The following is a 14,530-nucleotide window of genomic DNA, read 5'->3' as shown; positions in this document are numbered from 1 at the left end:
GAAGTCCCCTACACCATTCGGAGAATCTCTATGGCTGCGTCGAACAGAAACACCATCGGCAAGTTTGGCCTGCTGTCGATGACGTTTGCGGCAGTGTTCAGTTTCAACAACGTGATTAACAACAATATTCAGCTCGGGGTCGCCTCGTCGCCGGTGTTCCTGGTGGCGACGATCATTTACTTCATTCCCTTTTGTCTGATCATCGCCGAATTCGTCTCGCTCAACCGCAACTCCGAGGCCGGCGTTTATGCCTGGGTGAAAAGCGCGCTCGGCGGGCGCTGGGCGTTTATCACCGCCTACACCTATTGGTTCGTAAACCTGTTCTTTTTCACCGCGCTGCTGCCGCGCGTCATTGCCTACGCTTCTTACGCGTTCCTGGGCTATGACTACGTGTTTACGCCGCTGACCACGGCGATCATCAGCATCTTCCTGTTCGCCTTCTCGACCTACATCTCCAACAGCGGCGCAAAACTGCTGGGGCCGATGACCTCGGTGACCTCGTCGCTGATGCTGCTACTGACGTTTTCCTACATCGTTCTGGCGGGCGCGGCGGTGCTGGGCGGCATCGAGCCGGCCGACCCGATCAACGTGCAGGCGATGACGCCGAACTTCAACTGGGCGTTCCTCGGCATTACCGCCTGGATCTTCCAGGCGGCGGGCGGGGCGGAGTCCGTGGCGGTGTACGTGAACGATGTGAAAGGCGGCAGCCGCGCCTTCGTGAAGGTGATCATCGTTTCCGGGCTGTTCATCGGCGTGCTGTATTCGGTGTCTTCGCTGCTGATTAACGTCTTCGTGCACCGCACCGATCTACACTTTACCGGCGGTACGGTACAGGTGTTCGAAGGCCTGTCGGCGCACTTCGGCCTGCCGACGGTGCTGATGAACCGCTTCGTCGGCATCGTTTCCTTCACCGCCATGTTTGGCTCGCTGCTGATGTGGACGGCGGCGCCGGTGAAGATTTTCTTCACCGAGATCCCGAAGGGCATTTTCGGCGAAAAAACCATTCGCCTGAACCGGCACGGCGTGCCGACGCGCGCCGCCTGGATCCAGTTTTTCATCGTTATCCCGCTGATGCTGATCCCGACGTTGGGTTCCAGCAGCGTGCAGGACTTGATGAACACGCTGATCAACATGACCGCCGCCGCCTCGATGCTGCCGCCGCTGTTCATCATGTTGGCCTACCTGAATCTGCGGCTGAAGTACGACCGGGTGGCGCGCGATTTCAAAATGGGCTCGCGCCTGCAGGGCATCGCCATCGTCAGCGTGCTGATCGCCATCTTCACCGTCGGTTTCTTCGCCTCGACGTTCCCGACCGGCGCCAGCATCATGACCATCGTGTTCTATAACGTCGGCGGGTTGGTGGTGTTCTTGGGATACGCCTGGTGGAAGTACAACCGCTACTCGAAGACCCTGAACGCCGAGGCGCGCTACCACGAAGACATGCCGCTGGCGCGCCTCGCGCTGGAAGCGCAGGAAGGGGCGCCGGCCGGGCAACCCGCGCTGACCACGCCCGCTTGCAATAAGCCGCTGTAATCTCTCCTCTATCGGCTCCGCGCTCCGGCGCGGAGTCTCGCTTGTGTAAAAAATCCACGTCTGCGTTTGCATAATACATAAGTGAATACTAATGTGTTTATATGAACGAAAATGACATCTTCAAGGCGTTGGCCGATCCGACCCGCCGCACCATCTTCGACAAACTCGCCGCCGGCAGCATGAACGCCAGCGCGCTGCGCGAAGGGCTGCCCATCAGCCAGTCGGCAATGTCGCAACACCTGGCGGTGCTGCGCAATGCCGGGCTGGTGCGCGAGGCGAAGCAGGGGCGCTGCGTCAATTATCAGGTCGACCCGGACGGGCTGACGCAGATCGCCCTGTGGTTGGCGAAGTACCGCGCCTGGTGGCCGGCGCGCATCGACGCGCTGCAAACCTTACTGAAGGACATGGATCAATGAACAAACGGGCTGAGCCGCCGCCGCACGATCGGCTGGTGTTGGAATATTCGCTCGATGCGCCGCCGGAAAAAGTGTGGCGGGCGCTCAGCATTCCCGAGCTGCGCGAGCAGTGGCTGCCGACGGGCGACCTGGCGCAGGCTGAGCCGCTGGCCACCACGCCGGGCGAGGCGGTGAGCTATCGCCTGCGCGACGACCAACCGCCGTTCCTCGAAAGCGTGGTGACGCTGCAGATTGTGCCGGATGCCGGCGGCGGCAGCCTGCTGCGGATTATTCACCAGCTTGACGCCGCCAACGACGGCCCGACGACGGTGATGCGCGCCGCCTGACGCGTTAAACACACTTCCCTTTGTTGCCAACCCAGGAGTTCACCGATGCGTGAGAAGATGATGCTCGTCCCAATGGTGGTGGAACAGACCAGCCGGGGAGAACGTTCCTTTGATATTTATTCGCGCCTACTGCGCGATCGGATCGTGTTCCTCAACGGCGAAGTCAATGACGACGTGGCCGAAATGCTGTGCGCCCAACTGCTGTTTCTGGAGGCGGAAAACCCGGAAAAACCGATCCATCTGTACATCAACTCGCCGGGCGGGGCGATCACCAGCGGGCTGGCGATTTACGACACCATGCAGTACCTGCGTGCGCCGGTGCATACGCTGTGCATGGGCACCGCGCGTTCGATGGGATCGTTCCTGCTGATGGCCGGCGAGCCGGGGCACCGCATGGCGCTGCCCAACGCCAGCCTGCATGTGCACCAGCCACTGGGCGGCTTTCAGGGGCAGGCCTCCGACATTTTGATCCACGCCGAAGAGATGAAGCGCACCAAAGACCGGGTGATCCGGCTGTACGCCCAACATTGCGGCCTGAGTGATGAAGCGGTAGAGCAGGCGTTGGATCGCGATCGCTTTATGACCGCCGACGAAGCGGCGGCCTGGGGGTTGATCGATAAGGTATTGCGGGAGCGGTAAAACGGCTCAGCGGGGCTCGGCGGCCTGCGGCGTGTGCCAAACCCGTTCAAGCCCGAATTCGACCATCGCGAAATAGAGGCTGAAATAGCGCTCTGCCATGATAAAGAACGAGCTGTTGAGTTCGATCACCACGTTATTGGTGGTGGTCAGCAGGCCCGATTTTTCCGCCGCCTGCAGGATGCGATTTACGTGCGCGCGTGAGACGGAGCACGACTTGGCGATTTTCGCCGAGGAGAGCAGCAGAAAGGGGGAGTCCTGCCGGATGCTTTCGATATGCAGCATCAGCAGCACCATGTGGCCGGCGTCCTTGCTGATAAACAGTCCGGATTGCGGCACCAGATCGATCAGGTAGATCTCCTTGAGCATCAGCTGCCCGTAGGCGGCGAAAAAGGTGGGCAGAAAGTCGGGCGCCGCCAGCAGCGCCGCGATGGGCATCTGTGGCGCCAGCGCCTGATAGGGCCGCGCCATGGAGGCGATCAGCGCCTGGGTTTCCGCCAGCGCGTGCGGCGTAGGCTTATAGCGCAGCTGGCGTTTGTCATGTTCGCAGGGTTTGACCTCCAGCCGGCGGCCGACCCGCAAAAAGAACAGAAAGGAGTCCAGGGAGTTCTCGCTGATCATGTTCTTTCCTTTAAAAAAGGCTTTGATGTCTTTCAGCCCGGCGGCGGGCTGGTGGTAGTAAATGGACAGGATGGTGGAACAAATGATGAACCGACTGTTTCTGAAGATGATTTTGTAAAACAGCGGATGCTTCTTGTAGGTCTCTTTCAACAACTCCCCGTGTTTGACGATGGCGGCGTGAAATCCCGGTGACTGCCTGATGTTGTTGGCCTGTTTCTCCAGGTGAAACTGTAGCTGGAATCTGCTTAGACTCATTTTTCCCTATTTCCTGTACTTAAAAAATGTGCTGCTTTTTATCGTTATGGGTTTGCTGTGTATGACTTGACGATCTGTTGGCCCTGGTCGTTGATGAGGGTGGCCTGAACGGTGATCTGTGAAGGGAGTGTCGGCGCCGCAACGCCGTCGAGGTGATAATCTCGCATGCTGAACGGCGCGGTCATCATGTCGCTTTCTTGCCGCACCGGGTAATCACGTTTTCCTATGTGTATGCTTATGCGGGCGAAGGAGAGATAAAACGCCGACCGGTTGTGGCAGCGCAGCAGATAGCCGCCCGGCGATTTTTGCAGCGAGAACGAGACGGCCTCGGCCGCGTTTTCGGCGTTTCCCTTTAGCGCTTTGGGGCGGTAGAAGATTTTCATCTGCGTGTTCATCGCCAGCGTCACGCGCGACGCCAGCGGCGGCGTGGTCGGCTGGCTGGGCGGGATCTCATACAGGTTAAGCCAGAACACCGACTCCCTGTCGGTGGGTAGGGCCGCGCCGGCAAACAGGATCCGCAGCCCTTTCAGCGCCGAAGGCGGCAGGGCGAATACGCTGGGCAGGGTGACAAACGGCGCGCGCGACAGTTCGGGGGCGGCATTGACGTCGCCGTTATCGACCCAGGTTTGCGCCACGATCGGATAGTCGTTGGTGTTGAGCAACATCAGGGTTTTTTCCGTGTCGCCCTCGCGGAAAATCACCCGGGTGGCGGAGGCGATGATGCCCGCCTGTGCGCCCATGGCCGCCAGCGCCAGCAGCAGGGCGCATCCCATTGTCAGATATTTCTTTCTCATCATTATTGCACCTTAACCCAGACGTAGGCCCTGGCGTCCACTTTGCCGGCGGTGACGGTTTGCCCGGGCAGCCGGGCGAGCGTGGCGGTGAGCTGGGTGGTGTAGTGGGTAAACCCCGCCGCAGTGCTGCCGCCGCCGCTGGCGCCGTTGAGCACCGGGTACCAGCCGGCGTCGTTGCCCTGCGGGCATTGCCCGGCGCTGCAGCGCGCCCAGCCGACGAAGTTCATCGGTGCGCCGTTGCCGGCGTTGGCGAGTGCGATGCCCACGCCGGTGGCGACGCTGCTGTCGGTGCCGTAGCCGCTGGAGAGCAGGTAGCTCACGCCGCCGTTGGCGCTGACCAGTCCGAGCTGCTGCGCCGCGACATAGCTTTCATACGGTACCTGCAGGCCGAGGGCGGTATTGTTACTGCTGACGCCGGACACGGCGGCGTTGTCGCATTCGATATTGATGGTGAACTGCGCCTGTGAGGTTTGCCCGGCGGTCAACTGGCTGACGGAAATGGTCGGCAGGATCACCAGCGGCGTGACGTTGCGCGCCACGCAGGTGGCGGTATAGGTCAAGGAGGAGATGGGTGCGGTGCCCATGCCCATCGCGTTCCAGCGCCCGGTGCCCCAGGTGGCGTAGTTGGTGGCGGAGTCGCTGCCGATAGGATCCGAGGCGATGCCGGGCCCCTGAAAGGTGACATAGCCGTTCGGCTGCGTGCAGGTATAGTTCGAATTGCCGGTGGTCGAGGCCATGCCCACCAGCGGGTTGCCGGCGCTGTAGCCGCAGTAGTTGCTGGCGCCCGCGCCCGGCAGCGAGCTGATGCGGATCAAATCGGCACGGATGGCGCTGAAGTCTTTCACCCGGATCTGAATTTTGCTGCCGACGGTGGCGTAGCGGGTAATCGGCGCCGACTGCCAGTAGCGGGTAAAAACCTTGCCGGAATCCAGATGGGTCAGGCGGATGCCGACGTAGGGGAAGTAGGTGGCGTAGTAGTTGGGGTTGCCATCCTGGGCGCCCAGATCGTAATAGCCGCCGACGCGATCGTCGCCGTTGGTGGCGAAGACTTCATAGATCTGCCCCGCGTCGCCGGCGTCGCATTCATACAGCACCTTATTGGGATCCGGATAGCGTGTGCCGGAGGTGAAGTCGAACACGCTGGTGCCGAGCGGCGTGCCGACGGGCTGCAGGTAAGTACTGGTCAGGTTAACCCGGCCCAGCGCCGTGCCCACCCCGCAGGGATCGCAACCGGAATCGATCCAGGGGGCGACCCGGGTGCATTGCGCCAGCGCGGCGGGCGCGCCGAACAGCGACAGGGCGAGCAGCGCTAGGGCGGCGATCGGGTAAAAAATGCGTTTCATCGTCTCTCCTGAAAATAAGTTTAACGGGCTAGCGGCACGGGGCGCTGAGCCGTTGAATCGGGCCGTTTTCCCCGGCAGACAGGCGGTAATGCAGCGTGCACTGCTGGCCGGGGGCGTCGCCCCAGTTCAGCGTCAGTTCCCCGGCGCGCTTATCGCTGCGCAGATACACCTGATTGGCCTGGCCGACCATGCCTACGCTGTTGCCCGCGTTGTCCAACACGTTGGCGCCCATCGGGATCGGCGCGTTATCGGACCGCTGCGCGGTGATCAGCAGCGCCTGGCCGCGCACGGTGTTGAAGTGCAGACGCACCGTGGCGCCGGCATAAGGAGCGACGCGCCGCTGGCCGTCTTCCAGTTCCGCTTTGTCGTTCATGCCCTCGGGATTCAGCGCGACGGTGTTGTAGTGATAGGGCACCAGCGACGGCGCCAGGGCGTAGCCGAAGCGATCGACGCGCGCGCCCTGGCCGTCCATCACCCGTGCGCCGCTGGCGCCGGGCGCCTCGATCAGGGCGAAGGTATCGCCGACATACGGCCCTAATGTCACGCCGCCGCGGTGCGCCACCACCGCCCCCTGCAACGACAGGGAGCCTTGTCGGTACTGGCGCGCGGTGGAGAACGAGCCGGTGACGTTGGCGTAAGGCAGGCGGGTTTGCAGGTTGCCGCCCCAGATGCTTTGTTGGCGATCGTCATCGGTGGTGAAGTTCAGGCCGTAGCTGACCGGCTGTTCGTCGCCGACGCTGCCCGACAGCGCAGCCTGATAGTTGCCACCCTGGCCCTGGCTGTGGTTGGCCAACAGCGAGACGCTGGGGGCGGATGACGAACGGCCGAGCGGGAAGCTCAGCGACAGGGCGGTGACGGTCTGCGCGCTCTGCGCCAGCGGTGCGCTGTAGACGTTATCCAGCGGCCCGTAGCCGCGGTAGTCGCCGTTGCTGTAGCCCAGGCTGCGGGTACGGGTGACGGAGAGGTTAAGCGCCACGCCGTTGCCGAAGGTTTTTCCCCAGCCCAGCTGGAGCTGATTGTCGCGGCCGCGCTGATCGCGGTAGTCCTGAGTCGAGCCGGACATCGTCAGGCTGCCGAACACCCCCATCCCCTGATTGACGGCGACTTCGAAGCGCGAACGCTGGCGGTAGGAGTCGGACTGCCAGTTTTGGCCGGTGACGGCGGCGCGCCGCACGCCGAGCACGTCGCTGAGATCGCGAAAGCCTTCGGTGGAGTAGCGGTAGCCGGCGATGGATAAGGTGGTGTCCGTCGGGCTGAAGGTTCGGCTGTAAGAGAGGTGCAGCATCCAACCGGAGGCGCCGCCGTCCGGCAGGCTGGCGTGGGAATAGGTGGTATCCATGCCGAAGGCGCCCAGCCAGCTGCTGTACACGCCGCCCAGCATCATCGCCTGATAACCGTCCGCCAGCTGGTTGCCGAGGTTGAAGGTCAGGGCGTTGGTCAGGCCGTGCTGCCAGGTCACTTCGCTGAACAGATCGTTGTCGCCGACGTAGCGGGAACGGCCGACGATCGCGGAGTAGCGCGACTGACCGGGGCGGATGGATTCCGGCACCGCGGCGAACGGCACGGTGAAGGTACTGACGCTGCCGTCGGCTTCCGTCACCACCACGGTGAGATCGCCGGCGTAGTTGGTGGCGTACAGATCGTTGATGGCGAACGGCCCCGGCGCGACGGTGGTTTCATACAGCGTGCTTTTGCCCTGCAGCACCGTCACGCGCGCGTTGCTTTTCGCCACGCCGCGTACCACCGGCGCATAGCCGCGCTGCGAATCCGGCAGCATGCGGTCGTCCGAACTGAGCTGAATACCGCGAAAGCCCAGGCCGGAGAAGAAGTGCCCGTCGGTAAAGCCTTCGCCCAACAGCATTTCGCTGCGCCAGGGCAAAATTGCGCGCTGGACGTAGCGGCGGCTGGTGTCCAGGTGGCCGCCGAACTCCCGATCGTAGCGGTAGCTGGACTGCTGGCGGTAGCGCCATAGCCCGAGGTTGAACCCGCCGTTCAGGTTGGCGTAGGTCGAGTCGAGATCGCGGGTTTGCCCCTGTCGGTAGCTGACGTGGTACTGGTTGAGGTTGTAATTGACGAAGGCCATCGATTCGCCGCTGTCCAGGCTGGCGGGATTGACGCTGCCGCGCGGCTGGCCGTTCAACAGCGCCTGCGGAATGCTCAGATCCAGCCGCAGCCGCGAAATGTCCGCGTTCACCGCGATGTCCTTGAGATCCCGACCGGGCAGCAGGCATTCCGCTTCGGCGGCCGCCGGCGGATTTTTCAGCCCGAAGCGCGTCAGCTGCGGCCGATCGAAACAGGGCAGTACCTGCTTGCCTGCGCGCACGAAGCGAATTTGGTCACGCTCGAGAAACTGGCCGTTGAGGTACAGATCGATCTGATAGCTGCCGGGAGCAACGGCGTCCTGTTGGTTGAACTGGCTCAGCGCGCTGTTGCTCAGTACGCTGCCGCGCAGCAGCGCGGGATCGAAGGTATAGCCGTCGGCGGCGGCGCAGCCCAGCGGCAGCGCCAGCAGTGCGCAACACCAGCGCGCGGGCAACGGCGTCGCTTTGCGGACATCGAACATGAAAACCTCCCTGTCTGGTGTCAGCGCGCGACGTTCAGGGTGCGTGAGATTTCCACCCCATAGTCATTGATTACGCGCAGTGCGACCTGCCGCACCTCCCCGTTCACCGGCCAACTGGCCTGCGAAAACGGCGGGATCAGATCCGCCTGCGGGATGGTGATGCGCTTCGCGCCGCTCAGGATCGCGGCCTGGCTGACGTTGGCGTAGTAGCCGGTCGGGTTGTCGACGCGCAGCGCGTTACCGGCCTGGCGCAGGCTGAGCCGATCGATGACGTGGTTGGCGTCGCCGGCCAACCCGGCGGGGCGATAGAACACCTTCAGCCGATTGGTGACCACCAGCAGCAGTTTGTTCTTGTCGCTGTCCGTCTGGCGCACGGCGGGCACCTGCAGGAAGTTGAGGTAGAACAGCGATTCGCGATCGCGCGGCAGCGGCTGGCCGACGAACGACAGCCGCACCATCTGCCCGCTGTGCGGATTCATGCGGAAGATTTGCGGCGAGGCGACAAAGGGCGCATCGGCGTTTTCCGGCGTGGATTTGGGGTTATTGATGTCGAGCCAGATCTGCATCAGCGCCGGGGTGCCGTCGTCGTTGGTGAACTGCAGCGTTTTTTCCCGCGCCTCGGCGGGGTAAATCACGCGGTTGCCGAGCAGCGTCACGCTGGCCGACGCGTGGGTAGCGGCAAAACTCATCAGGCAAAGCGACAGGGCGGCCCATCGGCGGGCGGAGCGGGTTATCTGCGGCATAAACGTGAACCGATAAAGGGGGCGAGTCATTCAGCGCCGCCCGGCGAAGGGCGGCGCTGGCATCAACAGGTATGGCGCCTGACGCCGGCTTATTTGTAGCTAATGGCGAACTGTGCGGTGGCGATCACCGAACCGGCCGCCACGCCGGTGTCTTCCGCGTAGTAGCGGGCCACCAGGTTCTGCGAGGTGGAGGTGGCGTCTTTGGCCAGCGTCATTGCCGACGTGGTGACGGTCGAACCGCTGGCGAACGACAGCGGCGTGGTGGCGTCGCTGTCCAGCAGTTGAATGGACACTTTGGCCGCATCGCCCGCGTTGCCCAGGTTGCCGTTGGTGGTTGGGTTGTTGCCCGCCAGCACGGTTTTGATCGCCGTATCGCTGGTTGCGGCCGCGCAGCCGGTCACGTTGACGGTGAAGGTGGTGTCGCCGGCGGTGGCGCCTTTGGTGGCGAGTTTGCTGGCGGCGACGGTCGGCAGCAGAACGACCGGGTTGGATTGGTTGCCGTTAATATTCACCGAGCAGGTTTGCGTACTGACTTCGCCTTTAAATTGCACCGTATTGGACGAAGCGGCCGCACAGGCGCCGGAGAGAGCCAGCATGGATAATGCGACTAATTTAACATTCATGTGAAATGCCCTTTAATTTACTTTAGAGAAAAGCTTTCCTGACAGTAATAAATTACTGACGTGCGGTTGTGGGTTAATCATGTTGCGCAATTGTTTTTTAAACGCGTCGGCAAACATGGATTTTCATCCTAACAAACTAAGAATTTTCCCTATAGATGTTTTGAATAAGGCAATAAGACGAGAAGGCCTGCTGTTACATTTTTTTTCATTTGTGCTTATATCATACAAAATAGAAAATAGATCTATATCATTGCGTTGCGATTTTATTGGATTGCCAGTTTTTGAGATTGAAATAATTTGAAACATTCATGCCTTTTTTGCGTATTAATCAACGTGCTGACGGTTGCGTGATTATTTGAAAAACATGTTATCAAGATGTTTTATATCGGTGTGCTTTGCAGGCGAATTACCCCAAAAAAGAGCAGCGACAAGCCGCCTGAGGTGTGGAAGCATGCGTCCATGCTGATAAGGAGAATTAAAGTGAGAGTGATTTATATCGACGGTTCACCGCTGTGCCGGCTGGGCATGAAAACATTATTGGGCGGCGGGGTGATAACCTTATCCTCACCCAATATGAATATCATTAAAAATATAAGCCCGGCGCCTGATTTAATTATTATGGAGTTTCCCCAGGAGATTTACCGGTTCGAGGCGTATTTAAAATTCATTAAATATTCACGCAGTGAATATAAAGACGTCCGGTTACTGTTCTTCATCGATAAGAGTTCACCGCTGATCCTGGCGTTTATCGCTGCGGCGCAGCCGGATGCGATTTTGCACAAACGGGAAGCGCTGCAGGTGGTGCGAGAGACCTGCGCAACGCTGGCCCGCCAGGAGACGAGCGAACGGCACGTGGTGAACCGGCAGCGGGCGGCGGCAATCACGCCTGGCGAGGCAGCGGTGCTGTGTGAAACCGCCCGCACCGAAGATATCCGCCTGACCGCGCGGCGGCTTAACCTGCACCCGAAAACCGTTTATTCGCACCTCAATAACGCCGGCAAAAAGTTCGGCATCCGCAATCGGGTTGAACTGCTGAAGATGATTGCGCTGTTGTAGCGCGCCGTTAGCGGGTTTTGCCGACGGCCAGCCGCCATCGCGTGATCTCATCGGCGCCGGGCCCGGCGGCCAGCGCCAGGTTTTGCGGCGGCAGCGGTTCGCCGGTCACGGCATCGATCACGCGCAGGGTGGCGGGGTGGCCGGTCGCGCGGTCAACCACGCGCAGCGGCGGCCCGGCCAGCTCGGACAGGTTCCATTTGTCGCCAATCTGGATCATCGCCATCACCAGCAGCCCGAGATCTTTTCCCTTCTCCGTCGGCAGATACTCGTAGCGATCGGGGCGGGTCTGGTATTGCCGCTTTTCGATAAGGCCGCTGCCTTCCAGCGCCTTGAGCCGATCGGCCAACGTGTTGTTGGTGATGCCGGTCGATTGGCGCAGATCGTCATAGCGCGAGAGCCCCAGCAACAGATCGCGCATGAGAATCGCGCCCCAGCGATCGCCCAATGCCGACAGCACGTGGGCCACCGAACACGTCATGCCCTCAAAACCTTTTGCTTTCACGTTGCCTTGCCTCCGTTTGCCGCCCTAATGCGGATAATTTTATCGCCTCGGCTTGATCACTTCAATGATTGGAGTTATTACTCTTATTATTGGAGTTTTGTTTGACTCAGGCTGCCGGCCATAACGATTGTCGATACCCCGCAGCTTTACCGAGGAGATAACGCGATGCCACTGTGGCAGATTTACCACCCTGAACCGGCTTTCAGCGCCGCCGATAAACGCGCGCTTGCGCAGAAGGTCACTGCCCTGTACCAGGACTTTTTGCCGCGCTTTTACGTCAACGTGTTCTTCCACGCGCTGCCGCCAGGTTCGGCCTATCTCGGCGGCGAACCGGCCGATGATTTCGTGCGGGTGACCATCGACCATATTGCGCGCGCCATGGACAACGACGCAGAGCAGCAGCAATTCCTGGCGGCCTGCACCCGCATCCTGCAACCCTACTTTGCCGCGCGCGGGTTGCGCTGGGAGCTGCACGTGGACGAAACGCCGTTCTCGCTGTGGACTATCGAAGGCTTGAAGCCCCCGGCGCCGGGAACGACGGCGGGGGAGAAATGGCGCAGCGAGAACCGGCCTTCGGTGTGGGAGGGGGATAACCGCGAGAAATGGACATAATGAGCAACGGTAAACGCTTGTGGACTATGAAATAATGCGTACTGTATCTGCCGAAAGAAATTGAAAGGCAGCCTCCAAGAGGCTGTTTTTCGGAAGTGTTAGAATGGATAAAAATGTCGCTTGCAGGGAGAAGCCATGTCTCATTCATCAGCGAGGAAAAAAGTGTTGAATACGGCAATGCCGCTGGCACAGAGAGCGTCTCACGCGCGCAGTTGTGCTAACCATGTGGCGAACCGATAGGGAATGACTCGCAGTGAGCTTCTAATAAAAGTTGAGAAAGAGTCAGGCTCAAATCTGGAATCACCGTTAACTGAAGAAGAGCTGATGAACGCATTCAACTATATGGAAAGCCTTTAGGATTAGGCCGCTTTAAGCCGCACAAACATCTAATATTGAGCGTTCAGATTGGAAAAGAGGCCAGTACCGTTCTTTAAGCATTGATCATGGGATCGGATACTTTAACTCTATTTCAGGCGCATCAGCTAAATACCTGCCAGAGCGGGCCATTAAATAGCCGGCAATCTCTTCGGTTGTCAGGTCAACATGGAACATATCAGGATCCTGGAACCATTCATCCGGCCAAAAAATGAGGTCTGATGGATTGCCATCAAAATTTTTCTCAAGCAGTGCAAGAGCGAAATTTTGTTCGGATTCCTTACTTTTGGCATCAGACACACAGCGAAGTGTTTGAACCAATTCATCCCAGGTAAAATCCGCATAGAATTTTTCCAGATTGAAAGCCATGCGGGTGAACTCCCTGGCACTGGTCCAGGAGGAGAAATCTCTGAAATCTGAAAACGCATAGGGGCATGCAACCTGGCTGTTCCATTCGACTATCATTGCTTCTAAAACGGAATCTTGTTCGTCAAAACCTTCGTCAATTCTTGAAAGTATCTGCTTAGCTTTGTTTGCCAGCTCATTGATCTTTTTGCTACTGACTTTTGTGGGTCTCATTCGGTCAGGTAGAGGCATCGCTAGAATCCTTATCTAACTCACTAATTAACCAAAGATTGTGAAGTCATCTTAATACAGAAATTCAAGTATTGAATAGCAGAAAATTTAATCATTCTGGATGAGGGGCCTACTGAATAAAACTGTCCGTTGCTCATCGTAACGTTCAGTACGTTGCACTTTTAACATTAGATTCTTATCCAGAGCGCTAACACGCAGAATCGAGAGACAAAAAAATCCACGCCGAAGCGTGGATTTTTCCGTTTCCGGCAGCCGAGAGAAACGCTGCGGGGAAGGGATTAGACGTTGAACAAGAAGTTCATCACGTCGCCGTCTTTGACGATGTAGTCTTTACCTTCTGAGCGCATTTTGCCGGCTTCTTTGGCGCCTTGTTCACCCTTGTAGGTGATGAAGTCGTCGAAGGCGATGGTTTGCGCGCGGATAAAGCCTTTCTCGAAGTCGGTGTGGATCTTGCCGGCCGCCTGCGGGGCGGTGGCGCCGACCGGGATGGTCCAGGCGCGTACTTCTTTCACGCCGGCGGTGAAGTAGGTCTGCAGGTTCAGCAGCTCATAACCGGCGCGGATCACGCGGTTCAGGCCCGGCTCTTCCAGGCCCAGCTCGGCCATGAACTCGTCGCGCTCTTCGTCTTCCAGCTCGGCGATATCGGATTCCACGGCGGCGCACACGGCAACTACCACGGAGCCTTCGGCATCGGCGATTTTACGCACGGTGTCCAGGTACGGGTTGTTCTCGAAGCCGTCTTCGTTAACGTTGGCGATGTACATGGTCGGCTTCAGGGTCAGGAAGCTCAGGTATTTGATCGCCGCTTTGTCTTCTGCAGTCAGATCCAGCGCGCGCAGCATGCCGGCGTTTTCCAGGTGCGGCAGGCATTTCTCCAGCGCCGCCAGCTCGGCCTTGGCGTCTTTGTCGCCGCCTTTGGCTTTCTTCTGCACGCGGTGGATGGCGCGCTCACAGGTGTCCAGGTCAGACAGCGCCAGCTCGGTGTTGATGACGTCGATGTCTTCGGCCGGATCGACCTTGTTGTTGACGTGAATGATGTTGTCGTTTTCGAAGCAGCGCACCACGTGGCCGATGGCTTCGGTTTCGCGGATGTTGGTCAGGAACTGGTTGCCCAGGCCTTCACCCTTGGACGCGCCTTTCACCAGGCCGGCGATGTCGACGAATTCCATGGTGGTTGGCAGAATGCGCTGCGGCTTGACGATCTCGGCCAGCTTATCCAGACGCGGATCGGGCATCGGCACCACACCGGTGTTCGGTTCAATGGTGCAGAACGGGAAGTTGGCTGCTTCAATGCCCGCTTTGGTCAACGCGTTGAACAGGGTGGATTTGCCTACGTTAGGCAGGCCGACGATACCGCATTTGAATCCCATGTTGTAATCACCTTAAATATCTTAACTATCAGCCGGTTAGGTTTAATCGACTGCATAAAGGGCAAAATAATGCCGCCATTATACACGTAATGGGCGTTTATCTCGATCAGACTTGTTTGGCCGGGGCGAGCCCAGCGCCCGCGACCGGTTTTTATTTGAGATTTG

The 14,530-nt window shown here is 59.3% G+C and carries 15 protein-coding genes; 6 read left to right on the top strand and 9 right to left on the bottom strand.

Translation table 11 applies throughout. The annotated features are described in order from the left end of the window. Positions 1-30 precede the first annotated feature (30 nt). From ACUTSC_RS04965 to ACUTSC_RS04950, 4 genes are all read left to right on the top strand, one after another. Positions 31-1,533 carry an amino acid permease gene (locus ACUTSC_RS04965; protein WP_100396277.1) on the top strand — a complete coding sequence of 501 codons (1,503 nt, stop codon included), beginning with the start codon at positions 31-33 and terminating at the stop codon, positions 1,531-1,533. Between the two features lie 101 nt (positions 1,534-1,634). After that, positions 1,635-1,949: an ArsR/SmtB family transcription factor gene (locus tag ACUTSC_RS04960; protein ID WP_445653120.1), complete on the top strand. Its 315-nt coding sequence runs from the start codon at positions 1,635-1,637 to the stop codon at positions 1,947-1,949. Beyond that, a complete protein-coding gene (locus tag ACUTSC_RS04955; RefSeq protein WP_100396278.1) occupies positions 1,946-2,275 on the top strand; it encodes an SRPBCC family protein in 330 nt (109 codons plus the stop codon). The genes ACUTSC_RS04960 and ACUTSC_RS04955 overlap by 4 nt, the downstream gene beginning before the upstream one ends. A 45-nt stretch (positions 2,276-2,320) precedes the next feature. Next, entirely contained in the window at positions 2,321-2,914 is a 594-nt protein-coding gene (locus ACUTSC_RS04950) for an ATP-dependent Clp protease proteolytic subunit (RefSeq protein WP_060440184.1), read from the top strand. Between the two features lie 6 nt (positions 2,915-2,920). On the opposite strand, the gene ACUTSC_RS04945 is transcribed toward ACUTSC_RS04950, so the two are convergent. The 6 genes from ACUTSC_RS04945 to ACUTSC_RS04920 form a co-directional block, all read right to left on the bottom strand. Beyond that, positions 2,921-3,787: a hypothetical protein gene (locus ACUTSC_RS04945; protein ID WP_060419394.1), complete on the bottom strand. Its 867-nt coding sequence runs from the start codon at positions 3,785-3,787 to the stop codon at positions 2,921-2,923. Positions 3,788-3,831: 44 nt separating this feature from the next. Next, positions 3,832-4,584, bottom strand: coding sequence for a fimbrial biogenesis chaperone (locus ACUTSC_RS04940; protein ID WP_443003420.1), 753 nt, complete (start codon positions 4,582-4,584; stop codon positions 3,832-3,834). Further along, positions 4,584-5,924, bottom strand: a complete 1,341-nt coding sequence (locus tag ACUTSC_RS04935) for a fimbrial protein (RefSeq protein WP_060419392.1) — start codon at positions 5,922-5,924, stop codon at positions 4,584-4,586. Before ACUTSC_RS04935 ends, ACUTSC_RS04940 begins: the two co-directional genes overlap by 1 nt. A 28-nt stretch (positions 5,925-5,952) precedes the next feature. Beyond that, entirely contained in the window at positions 5,953-8,487 is a 2,535-nt protein-coding gene (locus ACUTSC_RS04930) for a fimbria/pilus outer membrane usher protein (RefSeq protein ID WP_445653119.1), read from the bottom strand. Positions 8,488-8,507: 20 nt separating this feature from the next. Further along, the gene (locus ACUTSC_RS04925; protein WP_180548676.1) at positions 8,508-9,230 is read right to left on the bottom strand and encodes a fimbrial biogenesis chaperone; all 723 of its coding nucleotides are present in this window, start codon (positions 9,228-9,230) and stop codon (positions 8,508-8,510) included. Between the two features lie 89 nt (positions 9,231-9,319). Next, positions 9,320-9,853, bottom strand: a complete 534-nt coding sequence (locus ACUTSC_RS04920) for a fimbrial protein (protein WP_015377562.1) — start codon at positions 9,851-9,853, stop codon at positions 9,320-9,322. A 618-nt stretch (positions 9,854-10,471) separates the two neighbouring features. Between ACUTSC_RS04920 and ACUTSC_RS04915 the strand changes: the two genes are divergently transcribed. Then, complete coding sequence (locus ACUTSC_RS04915; RefSeq protein WP_443006738.1) at positions 10,472-10,909, top strand: helix-turn-helix transcriptional regulator; 438 nt, start codon at positions 10,472-10,474, stop codon at positions 10,907-10,909. A gap of 7 nt (positions 10,910-10,916) precedes the next feature. Here the strand turns inward: ACUTSC_RS04915 and ACUTSC_RS04910 are convergent, their stop codons facing one another. After that, complete coding sequence (locus ACUTSC_RS04910; RefSeq protein ID WP_197767638.1) at positions 10,917-11,411, bottom strand: winged helix-turn-helix transcriptional regulator; 495 nt, start codon at positions 11,409-11,411, stop codon at positions 10,917-10,919. Positions 11,412-11,576: 165 nt separating this feature from the next. Between ACUTSC_RS04910 and ACUTSC_RS04905 the strand changes: the two genes are divergently transcribed. Next, on the top strand, positions 11,577-12,023 hold the full coding sequence (locus tag ACUTSC_RS04905) for a tautomerase family protein (protein WP_197772930.1): 447 nt from the start codon (positions 11,577-11,579) through the stop codon (positions 12,021-12,023). Positions 12,024-12,464: 441 nt separating this feature from the next. Here ACUTSC_RS04905 and ACUTSC_RS04900 read toward each other — a convergent pair whose 3' ends face one another. Both ACUTSC_RS04900 and ychF read right to left on the bottom strand, forming a co-directional pair. Continuing rightward, positions 12,465-12,995 carry a hypothetical protein gene (locus tag ACUTSC_RS04900; protein ID WP_060419384.1) on the bottom strand — a complete coding sequence of 177 codons (531 nt, stop codon included), beginning with the start codon at positions 12,993-12,995 and terminating at the stop codon, positions 12,465-12,467. Positions 12,996-13,273: 278 nt separating this feature from the next. Beyond that, positions 13,274-14,365 (bottom strand): redox-regulated ATPase YchF, encoded by a 1,092-nt coding sequence (gene ychF, locus ACUTSC_RS04895; protein WP_004941048.1) that lies wholly within the window; start codon positions 14,363-14,365, stop codon positions 13,274-13,276. Between the last annotated feature and the right edge of the window lie 165 nt (positions 14,366-14,530).

It is taken from the genome of Serratia sp. TSA_105.2, from assembly GCF_052692115.1.
This window is presented reverse-complemented; position numbering and strand designations above follow the sequence as displayed.

Bases quoted from the DNA above. Each gene is read 5' to 3' on its own strand.
- ychF (WP_004941048.1), bottom strand. From the start codon at position 14,365: ATGGGATTCAAATGCGGTATCGTCGGCCTGCCTAACGTAGGCAAATCC.
- ACUTSC_RS04965 (WP_100396277.1), top strand. From the start codon at position 31: ATGGCTGCGTCGAACAGAAACACCATCGGCAAGTTTGGCCTGCTGTCG.
- ACUTSC_RS04960 (WP_445653120.1), top strand. From the start codon at position 1,635: ATGAACGAAAATGACATCTTCAAGGCGTTGGCCGATCCGACCCGCCGC.
- ACUTSC_RS04905 (WP_197772930.1), top strand. From the start codon at position 11,577: ATGCCACTGTGGCAGATTTACCACCCTGAACCGGCTTTCAGCGCCGCC.
- ACUTSC_RS04945 (WP_060419394.1), bottom strand. From the start codon at position 3,787: ATGAGTCTAAGCAGATTCCAGCTACAGTTTCACCTGGAGAAACAGGCC.
- ACUTSC_RS04925 (WP_180548676.1), bottom strand. From the start codon at position 9,230: ATGCCGCAGATAACCCGCTCCGCCCGCCGATGGGCCGCCCTGTCGCTT.
- ACUTSC_RS04940 (WP_443003420.1), bottom strand. From the start codon at position 4,584: ATGATGAGAAAGAAATATCTGACAATGGGATGCGCCCTGCTGCTGGCG.
- ACUTSC_RS04950 (WP_060440184.1), top strand. From the start codon at position 2,321: ATGCGTGAGAAGATGATGCTCGTCCCAATGGTGGTGGAACAGACCAGC.
- ACUTSC_RS04920 (WP_015377562.1), bottom strand. From the start codon at position 9,853: ATGAATGTTAAATTAGTCGCATTATCCATGCTGGCTCTCTCCGGCGCC.
- ACUTSC_RS04900 (WP_060419384.1), bottom strand. From the start codon at position 12,995: ATGCCTCTACCTGACCGAATGAGACCCACAAAAGTCAGTAGCAAAAAG.
- ACUTSC_RS04935 (WP_060419392.1), bottom strand. From the start codon at position 5,924: ATGAAACGCATTTTTTACCCGATCGCCGCCCTAGCGCTGCTCGCCCTG.
- ACUTSC_RS04930 (WP_445653119.1), bottom strand. From the start codon at position 8,487: ATGTTCGATGTCCGCAAAGCGACGCCGTTGCCCGCGCGCTGGTGTTGC.
- ACUTSC_RS04915 (WP_443006738.1), top strand. From the start codon at position 10,472: ATGGAGTTTCCCCAGGAGATTTACCGGTTCGAGGCGTATTTAAAATTC.
- ACUTSC_RS04955 (WP_100396278.1), top strand. From the start codon at position 1,946: ATGAACAAACGGGCTGAGCCGCCGCCGCACGATCGGCTGGTGTTGGAA.